Origin of the sequence: Caulobacter ginsengisoli (genome assembly GCF_030814835.1) — a bacterium.
Classification (GTDB): Bacteria; Pseudomonadota; Alphaproteobacteria; order Caulobacterales; family Caulobacteraceae; genus Caulobacter; species Caulobacter ginsengisoli.
Genome location: NZ_JAUSVS010000002.1, coordinates 480347 through 504901 on the forward strand (window position 1 = coordinate 480347; position 24555 = coordinate 504901).

General features: G+C 69.6%; 24 protein-coding genes and 1 tRNA gene. 12 read left to right on the forward strand and 13 right to left on the reverse strand.

The genetic code is table 11. The annotated features are described in order from the left end of the window. Positions 1–12 precede the first annotated feature (12 nt). The 5 genes from folD to QO010_RS07655 are packed head-to-tail and all read left to right on the forward strand — an operon-like array spanning position 13 to position 3812. Positions 13–909, forward strand: coding sequence for a bifunctional methylenetetrahydrofolate dehydrogenase/methenyltetrahydrofolate cyclohydrolase FolD (gene folD, locus QO010_RS07635; protein ID WP_307347910.1), 897 nt, complete (start codon positions 13–15; stop codon positions 907–909). Beyond that, positions 906–1265 (forward strand): c-type cytochrome, encoded by a 360-nt coding sequence (locus tag QO010_RS07640; protein WP_307347912.1) that lies wholly within the window; start codon positions 906–908, stop codon positions 1263–1265. The genes folD and QO010_RS07640 overlap by 4 nt, the downstream gene beginning before the upstream one ends. A 5-nt stretch (positions 1266–1270) precedes the next feature. Further along, positions 1271–2665 carry a D-arabinono-1,4-lactone oxidase gene (locus tag QO010_RS07645; RefSeq protein ID WP_307347914.1) on the forward strand — a complete coding sequence of 465 codons (1395 nt, stop codon included), beginning with the start codon at positions 1271–1273 and terminating at the stop codon, positions 2663–2665. 5 nt (positions 2666–2670) lie between these two features. Further along, complete coding sequence (locus tag QO010_RS07650; protein ID WP_307347916.1) at positions 2671–3216, forward strand: hypothetical protein; 546 nt, start codon at positions 2671–2673, stop codon at positions 3214–3216. Then, a complete protein-coding gene (locus tag QO010_RS07655) occupies positions 3213–3812 on the forward strand; it encodes a hypothetical protein (RefSeq protein ID WP_307347917.1) in 600 nt (199 codons plus the stop codon). The genes QO010_RS07650 and QO010_RS07655 overlap by 4 nt, the downstream gene beginning before the upstream one ends. An 8-nt stretch (positions 3813–3820) precedes the next feature. On the opposite strand, the gene QO010_RS07660 is transcribed toward QO010_RS07655, so the two are convergent. The 4 genes from QO010_RS07660 to QO010_RS07675 all read right to left on the reverse strand — a co-directional run bounded on the left by QO010_RS07660 (position 3821) and on the right by QO010_RS07675 (position 6382). Further along, entirely contained in the window at positions 3821–4228 is a 408-nt protein-coding gene (locus QO010_RS07660; RefSeq protein WP_307347918.1) for a GFA family protein, read from the reverse strand. Positions 4229–4300: 72 nt separating this feature from the next. Next, positions 4301–5107 carry a nickel/cobalt efflux transporter gene (locus QO010_RS07665; RefSeq protein ID WP_307347920.1) on the reverse strand — a complete coding sequence of 269 codons (807 nt, stop codon included), beginning with the start codon at positions 5105–5107 and terminating at the stop codon, positions 4301–4303. Between the two features lie 2 nt (positions 5108–5109). Continuing rightward, positions 5110–6117, reverse strand: coding sequence for a class I SAM-dependent methyltransferase (locus QO010_RS07670; protein ID WP_307347922.1), 1008 nt, complete (start codon positions 6115–6117; stop codon positions 5110–5112). A gap of 10 nt (positions 6118–6127) precedes the next feature. Further along, positions 6128–6382, reverse strand: a complete 255-nt coding sequence (locus tag QO010_RS07675; RefSeq protein WP_307347923.1) for a metal-sensing transcriptional repressor — start codon at positions 6380–6382, stop codon at positions 6128–6130. Positions 6383–6532: 150 nt separating this feature from the next. On the opposite strand from QO010_RS07675, the gene QO010_RS07680 reads away from it, so the two are divergent. Together QO010_RS07680 and QO010_RS07685 are read left to right on the forward strand one after the other, a co-directional pair. Beyond that, entirely contained in the window at positions 6533–7936 is a 1404-nt protein-coding gene (locus QO010_RS07680) for a serine hydrolase domain-containing protein (RefSeq protein WP_307347925.1), read from the forward strand. Positions 7937–7993: 57 nt separating this feature from the next. Next, positions 7994–9019: a serine hydrolase domain-containing protein gene (locus QO010_RS07685; RefSeq protein WP_307347927.1), complete on the forward strand. Its 1026-nt coding sequence runs from the start codon at positions 7994–7996 to the stop codon at positions 9017–9019. Between the two features lie 4 nt (positions 9020–9023). Here the strand turns inward: QO010_RS07685 and QO010_RS07690 are convergent, their stop codons facing one another. From QO010_RS07690 to QO010_RS07710, 5 genes are all read right to left on the reverse strand, one after another. Continuing rightward, positions 9024–12311 carry a S41 family peptidase gene (locus QO010_RS07690; protein WP_307347928.1) on the reverse strand — a complete coding sequence of 1096 codons (3288 nt, stop codon included), beginning with the start codon at positions 12309–12311 and terminating at the stop codon, positions 9024–9026. Between the two features lie 113 nt (positions 12312–12424). Continuing rightward, a complete protein-coding gene (locus QO010_RS07695) occupies positions 12425–13048 on the reverse strand; it encodes an ABC-type transport auxiliary lipoprotein family protein (RefSeq protein WP_307347929.1) in 624 nt (207 codons plus the stop codon). Then, complete coding sequence (locus QO010_RS07700; protein WP_307347931.1) at positions 13045–13983, reverse strand: MlaD family protein; 939 nt, start codon at positions 13981–13983, stop codon at positions 13045–13047. The genes QO010_RS07695 and QO010_RS07700 overlap by 4 nt, the downstream gene beginning before the upstream one ends. A gap of 18 nt (positions 13984–14001) precedes the next feature. Continuing rightward, a complete protein-coding gene (locus QO010_RS07705) occupies positions 14002–14802 on the reverse strand; it encodes an ABC transporter ATP-binding protein (RefSeq protein WP_370873736.1) in 801 nt (266 codons plus the stop codon). Between the two features lie 38 nt (positions 14803–14840). Continuing rightward, positions 14841–15959, reverse strand: coding sequence for an ABC transporter permease (locus tag QO010_RS07710; RefSeq protein WP_307347933.1), 1119 nt, complete (start codon positions 15957–15959; stop codon positions 14841–14843). 384 nt (positions 15960–16343) lie between these two features. Between QO010_RS07710 and QO010_RS07715 the strand changes: the two genes are divergently transcribed. Together QO010_RS07715 and QO010_RS07720 are read left to right on the forward strand one after the other, a co-directional pair. Continuing rightward, a complete protein-coding gene (locus tag QO010_RS07715) occupies positions 16344–18134 on the forward strand; it encodes a DUF4153 domain-containing protein (RefSeq protein WP_307347934.1) in 1791 nt (596 codons plus the stop codon). 10 nt (positions 18135–18144) lie between these two features. After that, positions 18145–18567 carry a hypothetical protein gene (locus QO010_RS07720; protein ID WP_307347936.1) on the forward strand — a complete coding sequence of 141 codons (423 nt, stop codon included), beginning with the start codon at positions 18145–18147 and terminating at the stop codon, positions 18565–18567. Between the two features lie 7 nt (positions 18568–18574). Here the strand turns inward: QO010_RS07720 and QO010_RS07725 are convergent, their stop codons facing one another. Beyond that, positions 18575–18898: an ArsR/SmtB family transcription factor gene (locus tag QO010_RS07725; RefSeq protein WP_307347938.1), complete on the reverse strand. Its 324-nt coding sequence runs from the start codon at positions 18896–18898 to the stop codon at positions 18575–18577. Between the two features lie 88 nt (positions 18899–18986). On the opposite strand from QO010_RS07725, the gene QO010_RS07730 reads away from it, so the two are divergent. The 3 genes from QO010_RS07730 to map all read left to right on the forward strand — a co-directional run bounded on the left by QO010_RS07730 (position 18987) and on the right by map (position 21404). Continuing rightward, complete coding sequence (locus tag QO010_RS07730; RefSeq protein ID WP_307347940.1) at positions 18987–19790, forward strand: SDR family NAD(P)-dependent oxidoreductase; 804 nt, start codon at positions 18987–18989, stop codon at positions 19788–19790. Between the two features lie 64 nt (positions 19791–19854). Then, positions 19855–20646 (forward strand): SDR family NAD(P)-dependent oxidoreductase, encoded by a 792-nt coding sequence (locus tag QO010_RS07735; RefSeq protein WP_307347942.1) that lies wholly within the window; start codon positions 19855–19857, stop codon positions 20644–20646. An 8-nt stretch (positions 20647–20654) separates the two neighbouring features. Next, on the forward strand, positions 20655–21404 hold the full coding sequence (gene map / locus QO010_RS07740) for a type I methionyl aminopeptidase (RefSeq protein WP_307347944.1): 750 nt from the start codon (positions 20655–20657) through the stop codon (positions 21402–21404). 40 nt (positions 21405–21444) lie between these two features. Here map and QO010_RS07745 read toward each other — a convergent pair. The 3 genes from QO010_RS07745 to QO010_RS07755 form a co-directional block, all read right to left on the reverse strand. After that, positions 21445–21519: transfer RNA gene (locus tag QO010_RS07745), tRNA-Val, on the reverse strand. 26 nt (positions 21520–21545) lie between these two features. Beyond that, a complete protein-coding gene (locus QO010_RS07750) occupies positions 21546–22247 on the reverse strand; it encodes an HAD-IA family hydrolase (RefSeq protein ID WP_307347947.1) in 702 nt (233 codons plus the stop codon). After that, on the reverse strand, positions 22244–24496 hold the full coding sequence (locus QO010_RS07755; RefSeq protein ID WP_307347949.1) for a transferrin receptor-like dimerization domain-containing protein: 2253 nt from the start codon (positions 24494–24496) through the stop codon (positions 22244–22246). The genes QO010_RS07750 and QO010_RS07755 overlap by 4 nt, the downstream gene beginning before the upstream one ends. Positions 24497–24555 lie beyond the last annotated feature (59 nt).

The window sequence follows — 24555 nt, forward strand, 5'->3', positions numbered from 1 at the left end:
GCGGAGAGTCGGATGGGTCAGGCGCAGGTCATCGACGGCAAGGCGTTCGCGGCGGGCCTGCGGGCGCGGGTCGCCGAACGGGTCGCCAAACTCAAGGCCGAGCACGGCCTGCAGCCGGGGCTGGCCGTGGTGCTGGTCGGCGACGATCCGGGCAGCCAGATCTACGTCCGCAGCAAGGGCGAGCAGACGCTGGAAGCGGGCATGCATTCGGTGACCCACCGCCTGCCGGCCGAGACCAGCGAGGCCGACCTGCTGGACCTGGTCCGGGCGCTGAACGCCGATCCGGCCATCCACGGCATCCTGGTGCAGTTCCCGGTGCCGCCGCACATCCGCCAGTCGGCGGTGCTGGAGGTGCTGTCGCCGGACAAGGACGTCGACGGCCTGACCGTGGCCAACGCCGGGCGTCTGGCCAGCGGCCTGCCGGCCCTGTCGCCCTGTACGCCGGTGGGCTGCATGTTGCTGCTGCGCGACGCTCTGGGCGAGCTGCGCGGCAAGCGGGCGGTGGTGGTCGGCCGCTCCAACCTGGTCGGCAAGCCGATCGCCCAGCTGCTGCTGCAGGCCGACTGCACCGTCACCATCGCCCATTCCCGCACCGTCGACCTGCCGGCCGTCTGCCGCGAGGCCGACATTCTGGTCGCCGCCGTCGGCGTGCCCGAGCTGGTGCGCGGCGACTGGATCAGGCCCGGCGCGGCGGTGATCGATGTCGGCATGAACCGCCTGCCGTCCCGCGATCCGGTCAAGGCCGCGCAGGGTAAGACCCGGGTGGTCGGCGATGTCGCCTTCGCCGAGTGCGCCGAAATCGCCGGCTGGATCACCCCGGTGCCGGGCGGCGTAGGCCCGATGACTGTCGCCTGCCTGCTGCAGAACACCCTGACCGCCGCCCTGCGCCTGAACGGGATCGCCGAATGAAACGCCTCAGCCTGATCCTCGGCCTCGCGCTGCTGGCCGCCGCCTGCGGACCCAAGCCGCTGACGCCCGAACAGTCGGCCAGGCTGGAACCGGCCGACGCCCGGCTGGCCGGCCTCTATGACGATAGCTGCAAGGCCTGCCACACCATTGCCGATTCCAAGGCCCCGCTCGCCGGCGACCGCGCCGCCTGGGACCCGCGCTGGAAGCAGGGCCTGCCGGTGCTGGTCGACCACGCCATCCAGGGCAAGGGGGCCATGCCGGCCGGGGGCCAATGCGCCGCTTGCACGCCGGACGATTTCAAGGCCCTGATTGTCTTCATGGCCGGCCAGGAAGAGTCGGCGACCAAACCGGGGTAGGGGCGATGATTTCCAGGCGGACGGCGCTGCTGGCGGGGGCCGGCGGGGTGGCGGTGGTGGGGACCGGGGCGGTCCTGGCCGCGACGCATGAGAAGCCCGAACCGCCATCGCCGCCGGCGACCGACGCCAAGGGTCACCTCTTGTGGCGCAACTGGTCGGGCATCCAGCACGCCTATCCGGCCCTGCGCCTGGCCCCCAAAGACGAGGGTGAGCTGGCGGCGGCGCTGAAGGCCGCCCCCGACCCGATCCGCGTGGTGGGGGCCGGCCACAGCTTCACGGCGCTCGCCGCCACCAACGGCACGCTGGTCTCGCTGGACCAGATGAGCGGGATCGTCGGCTGGGACGGTGACGAAGCCATCGTGCGGGCCGGCACGCGGCTGGGCGCGCTGGGACCGGCCCTGGCCGCCAAGGGCCGGGCCATGGCCAACCTGCCCGACATCAACAAGCAGTCGCTGGGCGGGGCGCTGGGCACCGGCACCCACGGCACCGGCAAGACGCTGAAGGCCATCCATGGCGACGTCACCGCCCTCACCCTGCTGACCCCCGACGGCAAGCTGATCGACTGCAGCGCCGACAAGCGGCCCGAGGTGTTCAACGCCGCCCGGGTCTCGGTCGGGGCGCTGGGGATCGTCACCCAGGCCCAGCTGAAGACCACGGCCAACCGGCGCCTGCGCCGGCGGGTGTGGCTGGAACCCTACGAGGAGGCGCTCAGCAAGGCCGAGCAGCGCTGGAACGCGCACCGCAACTTCGAATTCTACGCCGTGCCCTTCACGGGCCTGGTCGCCAACATCACCCATGACGAGACCGACGATCCGGCCGAGGCGCGGGGCCCCGACAGCGACACCGCCTTCCTCGACGCCCTGAAGACCCTGCGCAACCTGCTGGGTTTCTCCACATCCTTGCGCAAGGCGGCGGCCAAGGCGCTGCTGGGCGGGACCAAGCCGGAGACGGCGGTCGACGAGGGCTGGAAGCTGCTGTCGACCGAGCGGCCGGTGCGGTTCAACGAGATGGAATTCCACATCCCGCACCAGAATCAGCTGGCGGCCCTGACGGCGGTGGTGAAGGCGATCGAGAAGCACCGCCCCGACGTCTTCTTCCCCATCGAGGTCCGCCGCATCGCCCCCGACGACGCCTGGCTGTCGCCCTTCCAGGGCGAGCCGCGCGGGTCGGTGGCCATCCACGCCTATTACAAGGACGACTACGCCTTCCTGTTCGAGCTGATCCAGCCGATCCTCATCAGCCACGGCGGCCGCCCGCACTGGGGCAAGCTGCACAGCCTCGCCGGCGAGCAGCTGGCCGGCCTCTATCCGCACTGGAACGATTTCCTTAAAGTGCGGGCCGAGCTGGACCCGCGGGGGCGGATGCTGACGCCTTACATGCGAGGCCTGCTGGGGCTCTGAAGGCCATGACGCCATCCCGCCGCGCCGCCATCGTCTCGGGCCTGGCCCTGTTCGCCGGCGGACCGGCCCTGGCCATCACGCCGGAAAAGAACCCCTGGCCGACGGGCGAGGCCCGCCGGGCCTTCAAGCTGCGCGAACCTAAGGCCGGCGAGGAGCTGATCCGCGCGTTCTGGCTGGATGGCGGGCGGGGGCGGGAGATCTGGCTGATCGAGGCGCGCTACGATCGAGCCCGCGGGCCCTTACTCCGTCAGGCCCACGCCATCGGGCGCGGACCGTACAACGACTATGAGTTCTTCCGCCTCACTGACCGCACGGTCCCGATGCAGGTCGCCGACTACCAGGCTCTGCGCGATTCCTGTTTCACCCTGGTGCAGGATTGGCTGAAGACCCCGGCAGGCTTCCAGGGCGAGAATGTCTGCCTCGACTGGTGTGGCGACGGGGTTGAGGTGGCCGGCCTACCGGGCCAGCCGCCCCTGGCGATCACCTTCGACGGCGCGGCCGAGATCATCGGCGCCCGGATGCGGCTGGCGGCGAAGGCATATACGGCATGATCGGGCGGCGGGCCTTGCTGGTCGCGGGTTTCAGCCTCGCGGTTCTCGGTCGGGCCAGGGCGCAGTCGGAGGACCCGCCATCCGAGTCGGATAACTGGCCGACGGAGTACGAGGTTTTCGGACTGAAGCCGCTGGCGCCCAATGACGAGGTCGTCCGGGCCTATGGCGGGTTTCGTGTCCTGCAGTTGAGCCGCGGCTGGTGGACCGTCGAGGCGAGGGCGCTGCCGGGCGGACGCACCGAGATACAGACCCAGAGGGCCGTAAGGGATCGCCGGCTCTATGACCGGACGGCCACGATCTCCCTCCCGGAGTATCGGCGTTTGAAAGCCAGGGCCCTGGCCTTCTACCAGGCGGAAAAGGCCGACGAGGCGGAGCAGGCCCTGGCCAGATCAAAGCCTCCGGCGCCGGGCGCGGAGAATGAGGGGACGGTCGTGGGGGCCGTTTGCCTGGACGCCGACTACGCCAACGCCGAAATCGGCGCTGTTCCTGGCGAGGCCGGCCCGGTCTGGATGGGCAGCACCTGTTTTGAAAACACCGACGCCGCCGGCTCGATCGGTCACATGCTGCTGGCTGCGGCGCGACTCCACGCGCCCTAGCGACGCGTCTAGAGGTAGCGTTTCTCCGTGTCGGTCGGCGGGTTCCACCAGTTGTCGTGCAGGCCGTCGGCATAGTGGATCGGCGCGGCGGCCAACTCCTCGGGGGTGGCCTCCAGGCTCATCACCTGCACCGACACATAGTCGCCGCCGATCTCCTTGACATGGCCATGACCGAAGGCGCGCACGCCGCAGGTCCGGCAGAAGCTGTGGTGGCCCTGGCGGGTATTGAACAGGTAGTCGCCCAGATTGTCCTCGCCGCTGAGCAGGCGGAAGGCGTCGGGCTTGACGTTGACGCCCCAGGACCGGGTCTTGGCGCAGAACGTACAGTTGCAGCGGCCGGTCCCGGCCGCCAGGTCGATGTCGGCCTCGAAGGTGACCGTTCCGCAGTGGCAGCTGCCTTTGTAGGTCTTCAGCATGGCGGGCTCCTTTCCGTCAGGAATGAGCCGGGACGTTAGAGGGTTCCTGCTGACAGCCTGCTGTCAGCAGGCTCAACGGCTGAGCCCGAGCCAGCCCTGCCAGGCCAACACCAGGGCGACCAGGGAGATCAGGCCGGCCGAAGCGTAGGGCGCGCGCTGGGCAATAGCCGCGAAGGCGCCCGACCAGCGCCGCTCGGCCTGGCGCATGCCCAGCGCCGCCACCACGCCGACGGCGACCATGGTGGCGGCCAGGCCCACGGAGAAGCAGAGGACCAGCAGGGCGCCGAGCGCCACCTGCTTGAGCTGCAGGCAGAGCAGCAGAACGGTGATCGAGGCGGGGCAGGGGATCAGGCCGCCGGTCAGGCCGAAGATGACGATCTGGCCGGTGGTCACCGACCGGCCGGAGAAGCGGCGGCGGATGGCCTCGGCATGGGCCAGCTGGTGGGCGCCCTCGGCGCCGGTCAGGCCGAGGTCGGGGCCGTGGTGGTGGTGATCGTGGTCGTGGGGATGGTCGTGGTGATGAGCGTGCGCCCGCTGCTCGCGCCAGGTGCGCCAGACCATCCAGCCGGCCACGCAGAGGATGAGCGCCGCCGAGGCCAGCTGGAACCAGGGCTCGGCCGTCGCCATGTCCAGGTTGCGGCCGAACCACAGGCCGGCCAGGGCGATGATCCAAACGATGGCGGTGTGAGAGACGGTCGCGGCGAGGCCCAGCAGGATGGCCTGGCCCACCGTGCCGCGGATGGCGACGATGAAGGCGGCCATCATGGTCTTGGAGTGACCCGGCTCCAGGCCGTGCAGGGCGCCCAGCAGCAGGGCGCTGGGCACGAACAGCCACAGGTTCGTGGCCCCTTGCTGCAGGAGGGCGGCGATGTCGACCATGCTCAGGCGGCCGGGGTCGGCTGGGGCTTCTCCAGCAGCAGGTACCAGGCGTTGTTGAAGGCGCCCTCGTCCAGACGCTTGAAGCCGGCCTTTTCGACCATGCTCCGCCAGGCGGCCTTGGAGGTCAGGAAGAAGCTGAGCAGGTTGCCGACCGCGAACATCGACCAGCCGGGCGTCCAGACCGCCATCAAGAAGCGGCCGCCGGGCTTGAGCACGCGGTAGGCTTCGTCCAGCCCCGCCTGCTTGCCGGTTCCCAGGTGGTCATAGACATGGGTGCTGACCACGGCGTCGAAGTCGCCCTCGGCGAAGGGCAGGGCGGTAAGGTCGGCGGCCTCGATGGTAACCCGCTCCTCCAGGCCGGCCAGCCTGAGATTGCGCTCCAACTGGGCGCGGCCGCCCTCGTCGATATAGCCGGCGTCGAAGCGGTCGACGGCGACGATGTGGCCCTGGCGCAGGATCTTGCCCACCGCCAGGGTGGTGCGGCCCGCCCCGCAGCCGGCGTCCAGGATCACCGGCCGCTCGCCCTGGAACAGCTCGACCATGGGCAGGACGGCCTGATCCGGCCGCCGAAAGCCGCCCATGATCAGGTTGCCGACCAGCAGCACCACCGCCAGCGCCACCGCCAGGAAGGCCAGCGGCCAGTGGGTCGGGAACTGCAGCTGCACCACGACCGCGACGGTCAGGGCGACCAGGGCGGCGATGGCCAGGCCATTCATCCAGGCGGGACCCCAGCCGAATTCGATGCGATCGGCCGGCCCGGGACGCAGCCAGCGGCGCACGACGCCGCGCAGGCCGATCCCCCAGGCCGAGGCCAGCAGCACGATGCCGCCGACCACATGAAAGCCGGCGAACAGCAGGAGTGAGGTCGAGGCGATCTTCAGCTGCGGCAGGAAGATCATCATCGCCGCCCCGGCGGCTATGCCGACCACGCCAACCACCCAGAGATGGCCGTGGGCGCCGCCGTGCATGGCTGAGCGATGCGGAGGGTGGGGATGCTGGTGGTCGCTCATTCTGAGCTCCTCAGAGGTATTTGGTGAGTTGCTTGATCTCGGCCAGGTCGTGGCGGGTCGCCTCGCCGCCCTCCAGGCAGTGCTCGATATGGTCGTGGATCAGTTCGCGCTTGGCGCTGGCCACGGCGGCCTCGATGGCGTGGAGCTGCTGGGCCAGGTCCAGGCAGGGGCGGCCGGCGTCCATCATGGCGATCACCGAGCGGACATGGCCCTCGACGCGCTTGAGGCGCTTGAGGATGGCGGGGTGGGAGGCGTGCTGCATCATCGATATCCTATCCTCCCCCATAGGATAGAATTCGCCATTGGCTGTAAAGCCTCGCCGATTTTCGAGAGGGCTCGCCGGTTTCGAAATCCGCGGCGACGGCGAGGCCGGACCGCCGCCATCCCCGCTTCAACGCAACAACGGAGGCGAGACATGCGGACGAAGCTTTTGATGACCGGCGCGGCGATCCTGCTGGCGGGATGCGGCTCCCTGAGCCCGGCGCGGTTCGTGGCGACGGGGACGGGGCTGGTCAGCCATCAGCTCTGTTCGGAGGTGTTTATCGGCGGGCGCGATCCGGAGACGGCCTACAGCCAGGCCCTGGCGCCGCTACTGGGGCCGATGTCGGGCCTGACGCGCTGGCGGATCGACCGCCGGGCCGGGACCGCCGAGGCCAGTCTGGCGGGGGCGGGACGGCAGCGGGCGGTCTATCGCGGCGGGCTGGGCTGCGTGCGGGCCGACGACGGCCCGGCCTGGGCGGGCGCCATGGCGGCGCGAACGCCCCGGCCCGAAGCCCTACCGATGACCCCGCCGCTGCTGGCCGCGATCGCCGGAGCGGAGGTGGTTGAGCCGCAGAACCCGGCCTTGCAGGCGGCGGTGGACCGCGCCTTCGCCGAACCGGCCAGGGGGCCGCGCCACAACACCCAGGCCGTCGTGGTGGTGAGGCATGGGCGGATCATCGCCGAGCGCTATGCGCATGGGATCGGGCCGGAAACGCCGCTGACCGGCTGGTCGATGTCCAAGTCGCTGACCAACGCCATGGTCGGGGTGCTGGTGCGGCAAGGAAGGCTGTCGGTGACGGCGCCGGCGGCCATTTCCGAATGGGCTGGCAAGGGCGATCCGCGCGGCGCCATCACCCTGGAGCAACTGCTGCGCATGGAAAGCGGCCTGGACGGCGGCCAGTCGTTGCGGGCGTCCTTAGGCAACGGCTTCGACCCGGCCGCCCAGGTGCTGTTCGACGAGCCCGACATGGGCGCCTATGCCGCCCGCCGGCGGCTGAAGGCGCCGCCGGGGTCGGTGTTCGCCTATACCGACATCAGCTACGCCCTGGTCTCGCGCATCGTCCGGGACGCGTCCGGCGGCGACGCGGCCGGAGTGATGGCCATGGCCCGCCGCGAACTCTTCGAGCCGCTAGGGATGAGCCGGGTGACCCTGGAGTTCGACGCGGCCGGCACGCCGCTGGGCGGCAGCCACTTCTGGGCCCCGGCCCGGGACTGGGCGCGGCTGGGCCTGCTCTATCTGAACGACGGCATGGTGGGCGGGCGGCGCATCCTGCCGGAGGGCTGGGTGGAGTGGTCGACGCGCCAGACCCCGGGTAGTGGCCAGGTCGGCTACGGCGCCGGCTTCTGGACCAACCGCGGCGCCAGTGAGGGGGCGAGCCGGCGGATCGGCTGGGGGATGCCCGCCGACGCCTATTTGGCCAAGGGCAGCTTCGGCCAGCACGTAGTGATCGTGCCGTCGGCCGACCTGGTGGTCGTGCGGATGGGTCCCTCGTTCGACCGCTGGAACGAGATCGACGAGGTGTCGCGGCTGGTGAAGGACGTCATCGCCGCCGGCTAGCCGACGGATCGGGCCGCGCGGATCGTGTAGGGAACGAAGACTGGAAAGGTCGCCCTGATGGTTCGCGCGGGTCTGATTGCACTGTTGCTGATGCTGGGCGCCTCGCCGGCCCTGGCCGCGCCGCCCAGCCAGGCGGCCTGCAACGCGGCGGTCGCCTATTCGACGCCCCGGCGCGGGGCATCGGTGCTGGTGCTCTATCAGGGCCGGGTGGTCTGCGAGTCCTACGCCGGCGAGGGCGCGGCCGACCACGGCATGGAAATCTGGTCGGGGACCAAGAGCTTCACCGGGATCATGGCGGCGGCGGCCGTTCAGGATGGACTGCTGACCCTGGACGAGCCGGTGTCGAAGACCCTGGCCGAATGGCGGGCCGATCCGATGAAGGCGCGGGTGACCCTCCGCCAGCTTCTGAGCCTGACCTCGGGTCTGCCGGGCGGCCGCATCGGCCGGGCGCCGGGCTATGCCGAGGCGGTGGCCATGGCGCTGAACGCCGAGCCGGGGACGCTCTTCCAGTACGGCCCCGCGCCCTTCCAGGTGTTCGGCGAGGTGATGAAGCGCAAGCTGGCGGCGGCGGGCCAGGATTCCGACCCGCTGGCCTATCTGCATCGCCGAATCCTTGACCCTATCGGCCTGGTTCCCACCGACTGGCGCCACACCCAGGCGGGCGATCCGCTGATGCCGCAGGGCGCGGTGCTGACCGCGCGCCAGTGGGCGAAGTTCGGCGAATTCGTGCGGGCCGGCGGGGCCTGGAATGGCCGCCAGCTGGTCGACCCGCAGGCCTTCCGTCAGCTGTTCATCGGCTCCAGCGCCCATCCCGGCTACGGGATCAGCTGGTGGCTGCCGCGTCCGGCCAAGGTTGCCGACGTGGTCACCGCCTCGACCGACATGGGGGCCAATGCCGACCGCCTGCCGCCGGATCTGATCGTCGCGGCCGGGGCGGGCGACCAGCGGCTCTATGTCATTCCGTCACTGGGCCTGACCATCGTGCGGCAGGCCAGCTTCCGGCCCCTCATCGATGGGCGCGAGCGCGACCCGGCGACCAAATGGTCCGACACCCGGTTCCTGCTGACCCTGATCGGGAACTAAGTTCCTATCTCGCCCCGATCTGACCCAGCAGGGTATCCACCGCCGCCTTGAGCTGGGCGTCGTCGCCGGTCAGGGTCTCGCCCAGGGGCCGCTCGACCTTGACGTCGACCGGGCGGGGGTTGAGCTCCATGTTCTGGCCGCGCAGGTCCTCGACCTTCCACATCGGCACCCGCACCACCGAGCCGTCGATCAGCGACTGGCCCGTGGTGAAGATGATCCAGCCGGCGGTCGGCACGCCCACCACCTTGCCCAGGCCCAGCGCCCGATAACCCTCGGTGAAATCCTCGGCGTCGGAGAGCGAGGACTCGTTGATCAGCAGCACGGTCGGCGCGCCCAGGGCCCGCTGGCCCAGCGCCTGGCGGGTCGGCACCGCGAACGGCTGGTCCCGCTGGGTGAACATCAGGTAGTTGCGGCGGGTGAAGACATCGAGGGCGTAGCCGTTGATGTAGCCGCCGTTGTTGTTGCGGATATCGATGACGACGCCCTGCTTTTCCTGGTTCTGGGCGTCGAGGTCGAGGTAGAGCTGGGCCAGGCTGTCATCGCCCATGTCGGCGATATGGACATAGCCGAGGCGCCCGCCGCTGATCTTCTCGACATAGGCCCGCCGCTCGCCGACCCACTGGCGGTAGTTGAGGCCGGCCTCGACCCCGCGCGAGATCGGGCGGACCACCACCTCACGCGTCCCGGCCGCCCCGGCGACCTTCAGCACAGTGCGCTTGCCGATCTGGTCGAGCAGCAGGGCGTCGAGGTTAGAGTTGGGGCCGACCGCCTGGCCGTTGACGGCAACGAGCGTCTCGCCAGGCTTGATGCTGCCCTCGATGAAGGCGGGACCCAGGGTGATGACCTCGCGGACCACCAGCCCCTTGCCCGCCTCGAAGGCGTCGCGGTCAAAGCGCAGGCCCAGCAGCCCGACCCGCGAGCGCAGGTTGGGACCGCCGCGGTTGATGCCCGAGTGCGAGGCGTTCAGTTCGCCGATCATCAGGTTGATGTCGCGGCGCAGCTCGTCGGGGGTCCGGGCCCCGGCGATGTAGGGCTGCCATTTGGCCCGCAGCGCCGCCCAGTCCTTGCCGTGGAACTTGGCGTCGTAGAAGCGGCGGTTCAGGGTTCCCCAGGCCTCGTCGAACACCACCTGCTTTTCGGCGTCGAAATCGACGTCCAGCTCGGCGCTGACCGCCAGGGCCTTGGGCTTGGGCCCCTCCAGCCCGGTCGACATGATCGTGCCGTCCTCCAGGTAGTAGAGCGTCTTGGAGTCGGCGGTGAAGACGTAAGCAGTCTTGGGCTTGGCGTTGGAGGTGATCTGGACCGGGGTGGCCGGCTCCTTGGCCAGTTCGTCGAGGCTGTAGCTGTAGAGGTTGTCCTGACCGGCCACGGTGGCGACGAAGACCACCACCTTGCCGTCGGGGCTGATCACCGGATTGCCGGCGGAAAGACCCAGCGGCAGCACGCTGACCCGCTCGCGCAGGCCCTCGAAGACGATCTTCACCGGCTCGACCTTCTTGGGCTTGTCGGCGGCGGCGGCGGGCTTGTCGGCCTCGGCCTTGGCGTCATCGGCGGGCTTGTCCGCGCCGGCCTTGTCGACGGGGGGCTTGGTCGGGCCGCGGCGCTTGGGATCCTTGGTGTCCGGGGCGGGCTTGTCGGGGGTCTCGCTCGGCTTGAAGAGGTCGCGGAAGCTGTCCTCGCGATACTTCGGCACGTGCGGGACCAGATCGATGCGGACGATCCTGGACTCCTCGCTGCGCTGGCTGGTCGAGAACAGGATGAACTTGCCGTCTGGCGACCAGGCGATCAGCCCGCCGGTCTGGCCGTTGGCCAGGAAGCTGATCGGGCGCGGCGTCCCACCGGCGGCGGGCACGACATTGATGTTGGTGAACGACTTGCGGTCGGTGACCACGAAGGCCAGCCACTGGCCGTCGGGCGACCAGACGGGCGGCGTGCCCTCGTCGCTGACCAGGGCGGGATTGTCGTAGAGGGCGACATCGCTGGCCGGAACGCCCTTGGCGTCCAGGGTGATGACCCGCAGCTGCCGGTTGGCGTGGACATAGGCGATCTTTTTGCCGTCCGGCGACCAGATCGGGGCGGTGTCGTTCCCCGTGGCGGTGGTCAGCACCGTCTCCTGGCTGGTCTGGAAGTTATAGAGCATCAGCCGGGCGTCCAGGCCCTGCTCGGAGACGTAGACGACGCGCTTGGAGTCCGGCGACCAGGCGGCCTGACCTTCGGCGGAAACGGTGCGGGTGATCCGCTGGCCGGGGCCGCCCTCCTTGGTGGTCGCCGCGAAGATCTCGCCTCGCGCGGCGAAGGTGACCTTCTTGCCGTCGGGGGCCAGGGCGAAGCTGTCGAGGTCGGTCTCGACCCGGTGCTGGGGCCGGGCGGCGGCGGGGGCGCCGAGCAGGGTGATGGGCACCTGGGCGGTCTGGCCGGTGGCGGTGTCCAGTTTCCAGATGGCGAAGCCGCGCTCGAAGACGATGGACCTGCCGTTCAGACCGATGCTGGGCCAGAGTAGCCGGCCGTCGGTGAATTTGGTGACCTGTTGCGGTGAGGCGCCGGGGGCCGTCGCCAGTTTCCAGACGTTCTCGGCGCCGCTCTCGTCGCTCATGTAGTAGAGCGCGCCACCGTCGGCCGACCACATCGGCCAGGCGTGCTTGGCGTCGGCGGCCAGCAGGCGGCGGTAGGGCGCGCCGGTGGCGACGGGCTTCAGCCACAGCTCGGTCTCGTCGATATGGGCATGGCCGTTGCGCCACCACTGGGTGGAGCTGATGCCCTTGGCGACGAGCGCGATGGACTGGCCGTCGGGCGAGGGGGCGGATTCGAATTCGTTGAGATACCGCTCGCGGCTGACCTCCAGCGGGGTGCCGCCGGCGGCCGAAACCCGGAAGATGTCGTTCTGGCGGGCCACGTCGTTGGCGCCGGAGGTGAAGTAGATCCACTTGCCGTCGCGCGACCAGCCATCGAGGCTCTCGCCGGCGTCGGAATAGGTCAGCCGGCGGATCTGGCCGGTGGCCAGGCTCAGGATGTAGATGCTGGACGGCCCTTCGCGGGTCGACTGGAAGGCCAGCTGGGTCCCGTCGGGCGAATAGAGCGGCCGGGCCTCGGTGGCCGGGTCGGTGACCAGCAGACGGGCCGTGCCGCCCTGGCTGGGCACGGTCCAGATGTCGCCGCCGGAAACGAAAGCGATCTCCGAGCCGTCGGGCGACAGCGAGGGATCGTAGAGCGAGGGTCTCGAGTCGGGCGTCGCCGACACCGCGGTCCCAGCCAGAAGAACGGCCCCGACCAGGCCCAACCACATCCGCGACATGCCACGTCCCTCGACCGACCGGCGTGAAACGTCACGCTCGTCCCCGAACCGGCTTTAGCACAGCCGGGCGAGGGGGCCAGTTACATGACGTTTAGGGAAGGGAAGGGCAGGCGTCAGGGCGTGACCCCCGAGGTGTTCACCCACCCCACCAACTGGCCCAGCACGTCGCTGACGGCCTTGTCGTAAGCCTGGACGATGGGACCGACCCGGTTGTCGCCGGCGCGGGCGCTGGCGGTGAAGGTCTTGGTCCCGACCAGGGCCTGGTTGTTGCGGGTCAGGGTGGCGTTGACCTCGATGACCACGATGGGGGCGGCCTTGGCCCCCTGGTCGTAGCGGGTCTCGAAGGTGCGGACGTCCAGCTTCAGATAGGCGTCGGAGCGGGCGATCTCGCCGCGGCCGATCAGCCGGGCCGGGCCGCCGGCGTCCTGGAAGGCCCGCGTCGCCGCCTCATCGAAGAGGACGCTGGCCGGCGAGACCCAGCGGGCCCCGCCGATATAGGCCGCCTCGCCGCTGGTCACGGTCAGAATGCCATCGCCCGCCGCCGCCCGCGCGAAGGTGATCGGCGCCCGGAGCACGGTGAACCGCGTGGCCGAGCTGGACGCGGCGGCCGGAGAGCTGACCTCGAACCGGTAGAGCTGGGCCGGATCGGCCTTGGGGAACAGCGACACACAGCCGGTGAGGCTGAGCGCCGCCGCAGCGATGGCGAGGGCTTTGCCAAGGTTCTTTTGAGCGCTCATTTCTTCACATCCACGGTCTTGGCGGGCGGCTTGCTGATGATGCCGCGCGGGTCGCGCTCGACGTCGTCGGACAGGCGGCGCAGGGACTCGGCGGTGGTCTGCAGGCTGTCGATGGCCGAGTTGAGCTGGGGCAGGGTGGTGGTCGAGAAGTCGGTGGTCGGCTGGTCCAGCTTCTTGATCAGGGTGCGGGCGTCGGTGGAGGCCGCCTTCAGTTCGGCGGCGGCGTCGGCCAGCTGCTGCATGGTCTTGCGGCCATCATTGTCGACCAGGCCCTGCGTGCTCTGGCTCAGGGCGGTGATGGCGTTGGCGGTCTTGTCGATGTCCTGCAGGGCCTTTTGGGCGTCGGCGATGATCTGGCGGCGCTCGCGGGCCTCGGCGGTGACCGCCTGGACGTCCTTGAGGGCGGCGCTGAAGGTCTTGACGTTCTCGTCGCTGAGCACCTTGTTGACCCGGTCCAGGGCCTCGATCGTTCGGGTCAGCACCGTTCCGCCGCCCGCCAGCAGGTCGGACAGGGCGCTGGACTGGCTCTTGATGACCGGCACGGTGCCATCGGGGGTGACGTCCTTGAGCAGCGGCTTGGTGTTGGCCCCGGCGGTGATCTGCACATAGTTGATGCCGGTGATCCCCTGCGGCTCCAGCGTGGCGTAGCTGTCGGTGCGGATCGGCACGTCGCTGGTCACCCGGATGCGGGCGATGACCCGGTTGGGGTCGGTCTTGTCCAGCGAGATCTTGGTCACCTCGCCGACCTTGATGCCGTTGAAATGCACCTCGCCGCCCTCGGACAGCCCGCGCACCGGTCCGATGAACAGGATGTCGTAGTTGTCGTAGTCGCGGTTGAACTGCAGGCGGGCCAGCCAGAAGGCGAAGATCACCATCCCCACGAAGAGGATCAGGGTGACCATGCCCACCAGGGCGTAGTTGGCGTTTCTTTCCATAGTGTTCTCGTCCTCGCCCTAGGCCTTCACGTGTCGCTGCGCCTTGACGGCGGCGCGGCCACGCGGACCCAGGAAGTATTCCTTGATCCAGGGATGATCGGAGTGTTCCAGCTCGCGCACCGGCGCGACGGCCACGACATGCTTGTCGGCCAGCACCGCCACGCGGTCGGTGATCGTATAGAGGCTGTCCAGATCGTGGGTGATCATGAACACCGTCAGATCCAGGCTGTCGGAGAGGTCCTTGATCAACTCGTCGAAGGCGGCCGCCCCGATGGGGTCCAGGCCGGCGGTCGGCTCGTCCAGGAACAGCAGTTCGGGGTCCAGGGCCAGGGCCCGGGCCAGGCCGGCCCGCTTGCGCATGCCGCCCGACAGCTCGGCCGGTTTGAGCGCTCCGGCCCGGGTCGGCAGGCCCGACATGGCGATCTTCAGGTCCGCCAGCTTTTCGATCTCCCGGCGCGACAGCCGGGTATGCTCATAGAGCGGCGCGGCGACGTTCTCGCGCACGGTCAGCGAGGAGAACAGGGCGCCCTGCTGGAACAGCACCCCCCATTTGCGCTCGATCGAGGTCCAGATGCGCCGCTTGGCGTATTTGATGTCCTGGCCGAAAATCTTCACCGAGCCGCCTTCGGGCTGCTTGAGGCCGATGATGCTGTTGAGCAGCACCGACTTGCCGGCCCCCGACCCGCCGACCACGCCCAGCACCTCGCCCCGCTTGACCGTCAGGTCGAGGTTTTCGTGAATCACATTGTCGCCGAACCGCGAGACCAGGCCCTTCACCTCGATGGGAATGGCGTTGTCGTCCAGGCCGTCGCCGTCCAGGTCGACGAAGCCTTGCGGCTGAGGGTCTTCGCGGTCCGTCACAGGTTCAGTTCCCTGTAGATCAGCGCGAAAATCGCATCGATCAGAATGATCGAGAAGATGGCGTGCACCACCGCGGCGGTCACGCGCTGGCCCAGGCTCTCGACGTCGCCGCCGACCTCCATGCCCTGCCGGCAGCCGATCCCGGCGATGACGGCGGCCATGACCGGGGCCTTGGAGAGGCCGATCCAGAACGGGGTGGCGTGGACGTTGTCGAGCAGGCGCTGCAGGAAGAAGGTCGGCGACAGATCCAGCATGCTCCAGCTGACCACCGCACCCCCGACCAGGCCGGCCAGGTCGGCGACGAAGACCAGCAGCGGCAGCACGATCAGCAGGGCGGCGAACCGGGGCAGCACCAGGGCCTCGAATGGATCGACCCCCAGAACCTGCATGGCGTCGATTTCCTGGTTCATCTTCATCGAGCCGATCTCGGCGGCGAAGGCGCTGGCCGAGCGGCCGGCCAGCAGCACGGCGGTGATGACCACGCCAAACTCGCGCAACACCCCAAAGGCGATGGTCTCGACGGCGAACACCGAGGCCCCGAACTCGGCCAGGATGCTGACTGCCAGGAAGCCCAGCACGCAGCCGATGAAGAAGGTCGTCGTGGCGACGATGGGCAGGGCGTCCAGACCCGCCCGCTCACAGAGGGCCACCAGCGGGGCCCAGCGGATGCGGCGCGGATCGATGATGGCCCGGCCCGCGGCGGTCAGGGTGTGGCCCACGAAGATCAGAGTCTCGTAGAAGTCGACGCCCAGATGGATGACCCCGGCCCCGATCCGCTCGACCAGGTCCATCATGCCCCGGCGACGCAGGGGCGGGCCGGGCTCGGCCTGGACGGCGTCGTGCACCAGGTCGAGCAGACGGACCAGGTCCGGCCGTGCCCGCAGCATGCCGCTGCCCTTGGAGCCTTCGGCTGCCCTGACGATGGCCAGGGCCCCGGCGGTGTCGCAGCGGCCGATGTTGGTCAGGTCCAGGGTGACGGCGTTGGTGTGGATCAGCAGCTCGGCCAGCCGGTCGCCCGCCCGGTCGAGAGACTCGGCTGTCCAGTCCCCGGCCAGCATGGCCGTGGGTCCAGACGTCGTCTGTTCCAGCTTGAAGTCGGCCTGCGCCGGCGTCATTCCGCGTGACCCCCCCTCGGATCCGGCGGGAGCCTGCCACGGCTGGATGGTCCAGGGAAAGGCGTCACCGGCGTTGGGGGGCATGGATTCCCTGAACGGGCGAGAATTGAAGCGGTTGCTGCGGGCCAGTCTGAATCGAGTCTAGGTCAAACGCCCGCGAAAGCTAGCACTGAACCTGGGCCCGCAACCGGCAGCCGCAGTCTGTGCCTTCCTGGCGACAGCGAAGCCTCCGAAAAGGGGGCCATGCCCGCCGCCCGATCCTCCCAGGCTCGGCGAGGCCTGGCGGCGGAACTGTGCCTGGCTTGGCGGATTTCGGCGGGTTGTGCCGGGTTGCGGCGCCCCGGACGGGCGCGCAGTCTGCCCAGGCTTGGGGAGAGCGGTTTCATGGCCTGGATGAAGAACGGACGCCCGGATTTCGAGCACCCCGCCATCGCGCGGCTGATGGTGGGCCTGATCTGGGGCGTCGCCCTGGCCCTACTCGACCCCTTCGCGCCGCAGCGGGCGGGCGACCAGGGCCCGCGCCTGATCCATTTCACCCTGCTGTGGATGCTGCTGACGGCGCCGTTTGTCCTGCTGGCGGGCCTGGGCCATATGCGCCGCCTCACCCTGCAGATCTGGACCGTGGTCGCCGCCCCGTTGGCGGCCGGCCTGGTGCTGCACGACCTGACGCGGCAGGCCATCGGGGGCGGCCGACCGTTCCCGTCGGGCCTGCTGATTCCGATGACGGCGGTGTTCTTCTTCGCCCTGCACCAGTGGGTGGCGGCGGCCGACGAGGCGCGGCGCTGGATACCGCCCTACGACAGGCTGTTCGGCCAGGCCACGCGCCAGGCGGTGCAGTTTGGCCTATCGGTCGCGCTGACCGTGCTGTTCTGGGGCGTGCTGAACCTGGGGGCGGCGCTGTTCGGCCTGATCGGGCTCAAGGGTTTCGGCGAGATCATCGCCAGGCCCTGGTTCTCTTTCCCAGCCACCACCCTGGTCTTCGCCCTGGCGGTGCAGCTTTCCGACCTGCGGGCGGAGTTGATCGAGGGGCTGAAGACCTTCGGCCTGGCCCTGCTGTCCTGGTTGGGTCCGCTGCTGACCGGCCTGACTCTGGCCTTCCTGGTCAGCCTGCCGTTCGTGGGCCTGCAGCCCCTCTGGGCGACCAAGGCGGCGACGCCGATCCTGCTGACCGCGGCCATCATGCTGATCGCCCTGATCAACGCCGCCTATCAGGACGGCCGGCGCGAGCCGCCCCCGCCCTCGATCCTGCGGTTTTCGGCCCGCGCGGCGGCCCTGCTGACCGTGCCCCTGGTGGGCCTGGCCGCCTACGCCACGGCCCTGCGGATCGGCCAGTACGGCCTGACCCCCGATCGGGTCATCGCCGTGGCCGTCGTCCTGGTCGCCGGTCTCGTGGCGCTCGGCTATGCGGTGGCCGCGCTGTCGCCCGGGCCCTGGATGAAGCGGCTGGAGCCGGCCAACCTGGCCGGCCTGGTCCTGGCCCTAGCCGTCGCCCTGGCCCTGTTCTCGCCGCTGGCCGACCCTGCAAGGCTGTCGGTCGACAGCCAGATGGCGCGGCTGAACGGCAAGCGGATCGCGCCGGAACGCTTCGATTTCGAGTTCCTGGCCAGGGGCGGCCAGCGCTATGGCCAGGCGGCGCTCAAGGGCTTGGCGCAGCGCAAGGACCGTATCGGCGAACTGGCGAGGCTGCAGAAAAAGCCGAGCCAGGCGCCGCCCGCCCCCGAATTCGCCTCGCCGCAGTATGTCGTCTATCCGAAAGGCGCGGTGCTTCCGGCCGATTTCCTGGCGACCAAATGGCGATCGAATGCCTTGGGCTCGCCAGCTTGTGAGGCAGCCTATGGCGGGCCTTGCGACGCCTTCATGATCGACTTGGACGGCGATGGGGTGCAGGAAATCCTGCTGCAGATAGTCACCGCCAAGGGCATCGTCGGTCGTATGGAAATCTATCGGCGCGAGGCAACCGGGTGGCTGCATCTGGGCGGGGCGACGGCCATGCTGTGCGCGGGGGACCTGGAGACCCTGCGCGGCGGCAGCGCGACGACGGCGCCCTCGCGGATGCGCGATCTGGTCGTCAACGGCCGGCGCATCGGCGTCGAGGTCGAGGACAACTGCCAAGTCGATCCCGCTCCGCCTCAGCTCGACAATAAGGGCGGACGGCTCAATCCCTGGACATTTTAGGAGCGCCTGCATGAAGCCTGTGACGTGGGGTGTCCTGGCCCTGGCCGGACTGGGCCTGGCCGCCTGCGGCAGGCCGACGGTGGAAAGTCCGTCGGCCCATCATGGCCGCTATGTCGGCATCGGCATCTATGAGCCGGGCGATCTCTGGCAGCGGATGACCACGGCCGCGCCGGCCGCCAACGCCTCGGCGGACGCCGCGCGGCTGTCCGATGACGAGCAGGTCATTGTCGTGGTCGACAGCGACACCGGCGAGGTGCGCCAATGCGGCAATCTCTCCGGCTATTGCGTCGGCATGAACCCGTGGACCAAGGCGCTGCTGGCCCAGCAGCAGGCGCCGGTGAACCTGCAGGCGCACAATCTCAAGCTGCCCAGGGTCGATGGCGAACCCGTTCCGGCCGCCCCGGCCGCTCCGCCTCCGGCCAAGGCCCCCTGAGGCATTCCTACTGATCCATCCGGTTCAGCAGGTTTTCCAGGGCGTCGAACCGGTCGCGCCAAAAGGAGCCGTAGTCACCGATCCAGTCCATCAGCGGCGCCAGGCCCTCGGGGGCGGCGCTGTAGTGGGTCAGGCGGCCTTGCGGGCGGTCGCGGACCAGGCCGGCCTGCTTGAGGGCCGCCAGATGCTTGGAGACCGCCGGCTGCGAGACGCCGGCCTGGCTGGTCAGGGCCCCGACGGTCAGCTCGCCCTCGCGGGTCAGCCGCTCGAAGAGGGCCCGGCGGGTCGGGTCGCCCAGCAGCCGGAACAGGTCGTCGGGAGAGACGGTCATGACAAAGCAATAACCCCGGGGTTATGAGTTGGTCAAGCGCCGCCGCTGCTGCTAAAAGAACAGTGATCACAAACGCGGGGCGTGAACCATGGCCAAGAAGAAACCCGGCGAAGGCCGCACCGCGCTGGTCACCGGCGCCTCGACCGGCATCGGCGTCGACCTGGCCGAGTGCTTCGCCCGGGACGGCTACGACCTGATCCTGGCGGCCCGCAGCGAGCCCGGTTTGCGCGCCGTCGCCGACCGGCTGTCGAACAGCTACAAGGTCAAGGCCGCCGTCTTCCCGGTCGACCTGATGGCCCATGGCGGCGGCTCGCGCCTGGCCGAGGCGATCGCCGCCGCCGGCCTCACCGTCGATGTGCTGGTCAACAACGCCGGCTACGGCCAGGCCGGGGCGTTCGACGGTTCGGACCTCGACACCCAGCTGGGGATGATCGATCTCAACGACCGGGCCCTGGTCGAGCTGACCCACATCTACTGGCACGGCATGCTGGCCAAGGGCTCGGGCGGCGTCCTCAATGTCGCCTCGATGGCCGCCTTCGTGCCCGGCCCGCTGATGGCCATCTACTACGCCTCCAAGGCCTTCGTGCTGCGCTTTTCCGAGGCGCTGTGGGAGGAGGCGCGGGGAACGGGGGTGCATGTCAGCTGCCTCTGCCCCGGCGCCACGGCCAGCGAGTTCCGCAAACGGGCCGGCACCGGCGCGACGCGGCTGGGCCAGACCGCCGAGGTCATGGGCTCGATGCCGGTGGCCGAGGCCGGCTATAACGGTTTCAAGAAGAACAACCCGGTGGTCATCACCGGCAAGGGCAACGCCCGCACCGCCTTCCTGACCCGCTTCATGCCGCGCGCCACCATCCTGAAGATGGTGCGGGGCATCCAGAGCCCGGCGACCTAGGCCTATTGCATGACCCTGGGGCGCCGGCGCTGAAGTGCCGCAAACAGCCTTGGAGGGAACGCAGATGAAGATGGACAGCAACGCCGCGGCCGTGGTCACCGGCGGCGCATCGGGCCTGGGCGCGGCGACGGTCAAGGCGCTGCGCGACCTGGGCGTCAAGGTCGCCATCTTCGACATGAACGCCGAGACCGGGGAGAAGAAGGCCGCCGAGACCGGCGCCCTGTTCTGCCATGTCAACGTCATGGACGAGGCCTCGGTCGACGCCGGCTTCGCCAAGGCCCGGGCCGCCCATGGCCAGGAGCGCTACCTGGTCAACTGCGCCGGCGGCGGGCGCGGCGGCAAGACCATCGCCCGGGACAAGCAGACCGGCGAGATCAAGCCGTTCAATGTCGCCGACTTCGAATGGGTGCTGGGCCTCAACACCGTCGGCACCTTCCGCTGCATCGTCAAAAGCGCGGCGGGCATGGCGACCCTGGAACCCGACGAGGACGGCGCGCGCGGGGCCATCGTCAACACCGGCTCGGTGGCGGCCGAGGACGGCCAGGTCGGCCAGGTCGCCTACGCGGCGGCCAAGGCGGCCATCAAGGGCATGACCCTGGTCATCGCCCGGGACCTGTCGAACGAGGGGATCCGCATCAACACCATCCTCCCGGGCATCATGGCCACCCCGCCGATGCTCGGGGTGAAGACGCGGGCTCCGGCCATCTTTGAGAGCCTGTCGAAGTCGGTGCCGTTTCCTCGACGGTTGGGGCATCCGGAGGAGTACGCCGACTTGGCGGTGACCATGCTGCGCAACGGCTATTTCAACGGCGAGACGGTGCGGCTGGATGGTGCGATCCGGATGCCGCCGCGCTAAACTGCGGCATGACCATCGAAAACGACGAAGACCTGCAGGGCCTGAAGGCCGCCGGCCGGCTGGTGGCCCGCACGCTGGCCGCCATGGGCAAGGCGCTGGAGCCGGGGATCACCACCCGCGAACTGGACCAGCTGGGCCGGGCCATGCTGGAGCGGGAAGGGGCCCGTTCGGCGCCGGAGATCACCTATGGCTTTCCGGGGGCGACCTGCATCTCGGTCGGGCCCGACTGCGCGCACGGCATACCCGACGATCGCCAAGTGGCGGCCGGCGACCTGATCAATATCGATGTCTCGGCCGAGCTGGGCGGCTATTTCGGCGACACCGGGGCCAGCTTCGCCGTGCCGCCGACGGCGCCGAAGATCGCCCGCCTCTGCCGGGACGGGCGGCGGGCGATGTGGAGCGGCATCCGGGCGGTCAAGCCGGGCGGACGGCTGAACGAGATCGGCCGGGCCATCGAGACCTTCGCGGGCCGCAACGGCTATTCGCTGGTCCGCAACCTGGCCAGCCACGGGGTCGGCCGCTCGCTGCATGACGAGCCGCGCGAGATCCCGACCTGGTATGAAGCGCGCGACACCCGCCGCATCCATGAGGGCCTGGTCTTCACCATCGAGCCCTTCCTGTCCCTGGGCGCCGACTGGGTGGAGGAGGGCGACGACGGCTGGACCCTGACCCCGCCCGGCGGCCAGCCGACCGTGCAGTACGAGCACACCCTGGTGGCGACCCGCAACGGGCCGGTGATTCTGACTTTGAGTGATTGAGACTGGATGGCCCGCCATCCGAAGCCCGCAGGGCGAAGGATGGTGGATGCGACAGGGATTGAACCTGTGACCCCCTCGGTGTGAACGAGGTGCTCTCCCGCTGAGCTACGCATCCGCTTCCGCGTCTGGGAAGGGCCGGGTCTATAGCGAGGCTTGGACGGCCGGGCAAGTAGCCAGGCGCCGGCAGGCGTCCGCCAGTTCCGAGAAATGGCTGATCAGGATGTCGCCGCCCAGCTCGGCCGCCGGGATGGTGGTGTAGCCGAAGTCGACGATGACCAGCGGCACACCCGCGGCCCTGGCCGCCCCGGCGTCGGGCTCGCCGTCGCCGACCATGATGGCCCGGGCCGGGTCGCCGCCGGCCTGGGCGATGGCGGCGAGCAGGTGGTTGGGGTCGGGCTTGCGGGCGCCCACCGCGTCCGGGCCGACGATGGCGGCGAACCAGTGGCTCATGCCCAGGGCCTCGAACAGGGCGACGGAAAGCTCGGTGCGCTTGTTGGTGCAGACGCAGAAGATGGCGCCGGCTTCGCGCAGGGCCGTCAACGCCTCGATGCAGCCCGGGAAGGGGCGGCTCTTCTCGGCGAGGCGGGGGCGATACAGGTCGACGAAGCGGTCGACCAACTCGTCCAGCCGCGCCTCGGCCACCGTCGCGCCGGCGGCTACGAAGCCCCGCTGCACCAGCGCCCGCGCGCCCCGGCCGACCAGCAGCCGCGCCTGCTCGTAGGGGAGGGGTGGAATTCCCTCCTCCTCAAGCAGGTCGTTCAGGACCGCGCAGATGTCCGACGCGGTCTCGACCAGGGTGCCGTCCAGGTCGAAGACGATGGTCCAACCCTCGAGAGCCCTCATTTGGCCGTCAGGATCGCGGTGGCCTTGTCCAGCCGGTCGGCATAGGCGTTGATCACCTTGGCTGTCAGCCCGACATAGGTGTCGGCGTCGGCCCAGCGGCGGTCCTCGATGGCCTCGCGCACCCCCGGCAGGGTCTTGGCGCCGTAGCCGGTGAAGCGGCCGGGGGCATAGATCATGTTGCGGTACCAGCCGCGCCCGCCCGGCAGGCCGGGCTCGGTGGTCAGGGTCTGGTCGATGTCGCGCAGGAGCGGCATCACCTTGGCGATCGTGGCCGGGGTCAGCGGGCCGGCGGCGGCCAGGGCCGCATCATAGGCCTTGGCGCTGCGGGTGAGGCGGTCGGAGGCGTTCTCCAGCGGCGCGAAGCCGATAAAGGGCACCGGGCCCTCATAGACCGGCGGCAGCAGCGGCTTCCTGGGATCGCTGGCCAGCTTGTAGGCATTGGCCGCCAACAGTTTCTCCAGGCCGGTCGCCGCCTCGCGCCGGCTGTCGGCCAGCTTCTTCACCTCGTCGACATAGCCCGCCACGGTGACGGCGAAGTCGCTATAGCGCTGCGGCGGCAGCTCGGCCTCGGAGACCCGCAGGACCAGCCGGCCGGCGGTCTGGGCCAGGGCCTTGGCGTAGAGGAAGCCCGGATCGACCCAGCGGCTGTAATGCTCATAGGTGTCGTAGGCCGAGTGATAGACCCCGCCGCCGCCGCCCTCGCCGCCGAAGCCCAGGTTGAGGGCCGGCAGGCCCAGGTGCTGGATGAAGGCCGAATAGTCCGAGCCCGACCCCATCGGGTCGATCGGCACGTCGCCGTCGCTGGCGGCGGCCTTGGCCAGGGCCTTGGCGCGGTCGCTGGCCCCCGGCGCAGTGGCGTCGACCATCAGTCCGGCCCGCATCCGCTTGGCGACGCTGACGTTGGTCTCAGGATCGCTGACGTCGCCGGCCACCTGGTTGACCAGATGCTGGTAGTCGTGGCTGCCGTCGACATTGAGGAAGCCGCTGCCGTTGCCGTCGGTGTTGATATAGATGACGCCCTTGGCCTTCAGCTCGGCGGCATGGTCCTCGACCCACTCGGTCGAGCCCAGCAGCATCGGCTCCTCGGCGTCCCAGCTGGCATAGACCAGGGTGCGCTTGGGCCGCCAGCCGGACTTGGCCAACTCGCCGATGGCCTTGGCCTCGGCCATCAGGGCGACATGGCCCGACAGCGGATCGCTGGCCCCGAAGACCCAGCCGTCGCGATGGTTGCCGCGCAGCACCCACTGGTCGGGATACTGGGCGCCCTTCATCACGGCGATGACGTTGTAGACGGTCTTCAGCGACCAGTCGGCCTTGGTGGCCAGGTGGACCTTCGCGCCTTCCCCGCCGACATGGTAGGTCAGCGCCAGGCCGCCCCGGAAGCTGGCGGGGGCCAGCGGGCCCTTCAGCCGGCCCAGGAAGACCTGGGCGTCGCCCCAGGAGATGGGCAGCACGGGGATCTTCAGGATGGTCGCCGCGTCCTTGCGGTCGATGCGCTTGGCGTCCTTGGTGGCGCCGATCCCGGGGGTCAGCGGGTCGCCCGGATACAGCGGCATGTCGGCGACCGAGCCGCGCTGGAAGCTGCGCTCGGGCCGGGCGGGACCGTCGGGATAGGCGTCGTCCTGGCCATAGCCGTCGTCCTTGGGGTCGGAATAGATGATGCAGCCGACCGCGCCATGCATCTGGGCCAGCAGGGGCTTGAGCCCCCGCCAGCCGCCGCCGTAGCGGGCGATGACGATCTTGCCCTTGACGTCGATGTTCAGGCGCTCCAGCGCCTTGTAGTCGTCGGGCATGCCGTAGTTGACGTAGACCAGGTCGGCGGTGACATCGCCGTCGGCCCCGAAGGCGACCCAGGCCGGCAGGGCCTTGTCCAGGCCCCGCTCGGTGCTGTCGCCGGGTATGGGCGGCTCCTGTAGGGTGGCCTTGAAGGGCTTGTCGCCGACGATCTCCAGGGTCTCGCTGATCGGGGTGGGATAGAGCACCTCATAGGTGTCGATGCGCGCGTCCCAGCCCCACTTCTTGAACAGGCCCAGGGTGAACTCGGCGTTGGCCTTGTCGTGCGGCGAGCCGACATGGTTGGGCTCATAGGCCAGCTGCTTCATCCAGCCGTCCATGTCGGCCGGGTTGATCAGGGCGTCGAAGCGCTTTTCCAACTCGGCCTGGCCCAGCGGCGGCGGGGCGGCGGTGGTCGTGGCGCCGACGGTCAGAACGGCGGCGGCGGCCATCAGGCCGAGGAGGAGCTTGCGCATGGATGGAGTCCCCAGAGAGGTCGGCAGGCTAGACCCGCAAAGCCCAACGCCGCAAGCGG

Excerpts from the sequence above, each read along its gene's own strand:
- QO010_RS07640 (WP_307347912.1), top strand. The coding sequence starts at position 906 with ATGAAACGCCTCAGCCTGATCCTCGGCCTCGCGCTGCTGGCCGCCGCC.
- QO010_RS07755 (WP_307347949.1), bottom strand. The coding sequence starts at position 24,496 with ATGCGCAAGCTCCTCCTCGGCCTGATGGCCGCCGCCGCCGTTCTGACC.
- QO010_RS07725 (WP_307347938.1), bottom strand. The coding sequence starts at position 18,898 with ATGACCGTCTCTCCCGACGACCTGTTCCGGCTGCTGGGCGACCCGACC.
- QO010_RS07645 (WP_307347914.1), top strand. The coding sequence starts at position 1,271 with ATGATTTCCAGGCGGACGGCGCTGCTGGCGGGGGCCGGCGGGGTGGCG.
- QO010_RS07655 (WP_307347917.1), top strand. The coding sequence starts at position 3,213 with ATGATCGGGCGGCGGGCCTTGCTGGTCGCGGGTTTCAGCCTCGCGGTT.
- folD (WP_307347910.1), top strand. The coding sequence starts at position 13 with ATGGGTCAGGCGCAGGTCATCGACGGCAAGGCGTTCGCGGCGGGCCTG.
- map (WP_307347944.1), top strand. The coding sequence starts at position 20,655 with ATGACCATCGAAAACGACGAAGACCTGCAGGGCCTGAAGGCCGCCGGC.
- QO010_RS07715 (WP_307347934.1), top strand. The coding sequence starts at position 16,344 with ATGGCCTGGATGAAGAACGGACGCCCGGATTTCGAGCACCCCGCCATC.
- QO010_RS07690 (WP_307347928.1), bottom strand. The coding sequence starts at position 12,311 with ATGTCGCGGATGTGGTTGGGCCTGGTCGGGGCCGTTCTTCTGGCTGGG.
- QO010_RS07670 (WP_307347922.1), bottom strand. The coding sequence starts at position 6,117 with ATGAGCGACCACCAGCATCCCCACCCTCCGCATCGCTCAGCCATGCAC.
- QO010_RS07700 (WP_307347931.1), bottom strand. The coding sequence starts at position 13,983 with ATGGAAAGAAACGCCAACTACGCCCTGGTGGGCATGGTCACCCTGATC.
- QO010_RS07730 (WP_307347940.1), top strand. The coding sequence starts at position 18,987 with ATGGCCAAGAAGAAACCCGGCGAAGGCCGCACCGCGCTGGTCACCGGC.
- QO010_RS07695 (WP_307347929.1), bottom strand. The coding sequence starts at position 13,048 with ATGAGCGCTCAAAAGAACCTTGGCAAAGCCCTCGCCATCGCTGCGGCG.
- QO010_RS07735 (WP_307347942.1), top strand. The coding sequence starts at position 19,855 with ATGAAGATGGACAGCAACGCCGCGGCCGTGGTCACCGGCGGCGCATCG.
- QO010_RS07750 (WP_307347947.1), bottom strand. The coding sequence starts at position 22,247 with ATGAGGGCTCTCGAGGGTTGGACCATCGTCTTCGACCTGGACGGCACC.
- QO010_RS07680 (WP_307347925.1), top strand. The coding sequence starts at position 6,533 with ATGCGGACGAAGCTTTTGATGACCGGCGCGGCGATCCTGCTGGCGGGA.
- QO010_RS07675 (WP_307347923.1), bottom strand. The coding sequence starts at position 6,382 with ATGATGCAGCACGCCTCCCACCCCGCCATCCTCAAGCGCCTCAAGCGC.
- QO010_RS07685 (WP_307347927.1), top strand. The coding sequence starts at position 7,994 with ATGGTTCGCGCGGGTCTGATTGCACTGTTGCTGATGCTGGGCGCCTCG.
- QO010_RS07710 (WP_307347933.1), bottom strand. The coding sequence starts at position 15,959 with ATGACGCCGGCGCAGGCCGACTTCAAGCTGGAACAGACGACGTCTGGA.
- QO010_RS07660 (WP_307347918.1), bottom strand. The coding sequence starts at position 4,228 with ATGCTGAAGACCTACAAAGGCAGCTGCCACTGCGGAACGGTCACCTTC.
- QO010_RS07665 (WP_307347920.1), bottom strand. The coding sequence starts at position 5,107 with ATGGTCGACATCGCCGCCCTCCTGCAGCAAGGGGCCACGAACCTGTGG.
- QO010_RS07720 (WP_307347936.1), top strand. The coding sequence starts at position 18,145 with ATGAAGCCTGTGACGTGGGGTGTCCTGGCCCTGGCCGGACTGGGCCTG.
- QO010_RS07650 (WP_307347916.1), top strand. The coding sequence starts at position 2,671 with ATGACGCCATCCCGCCGCGCCGCCATCGTCTCGGGCCTGGCCCTGTTC.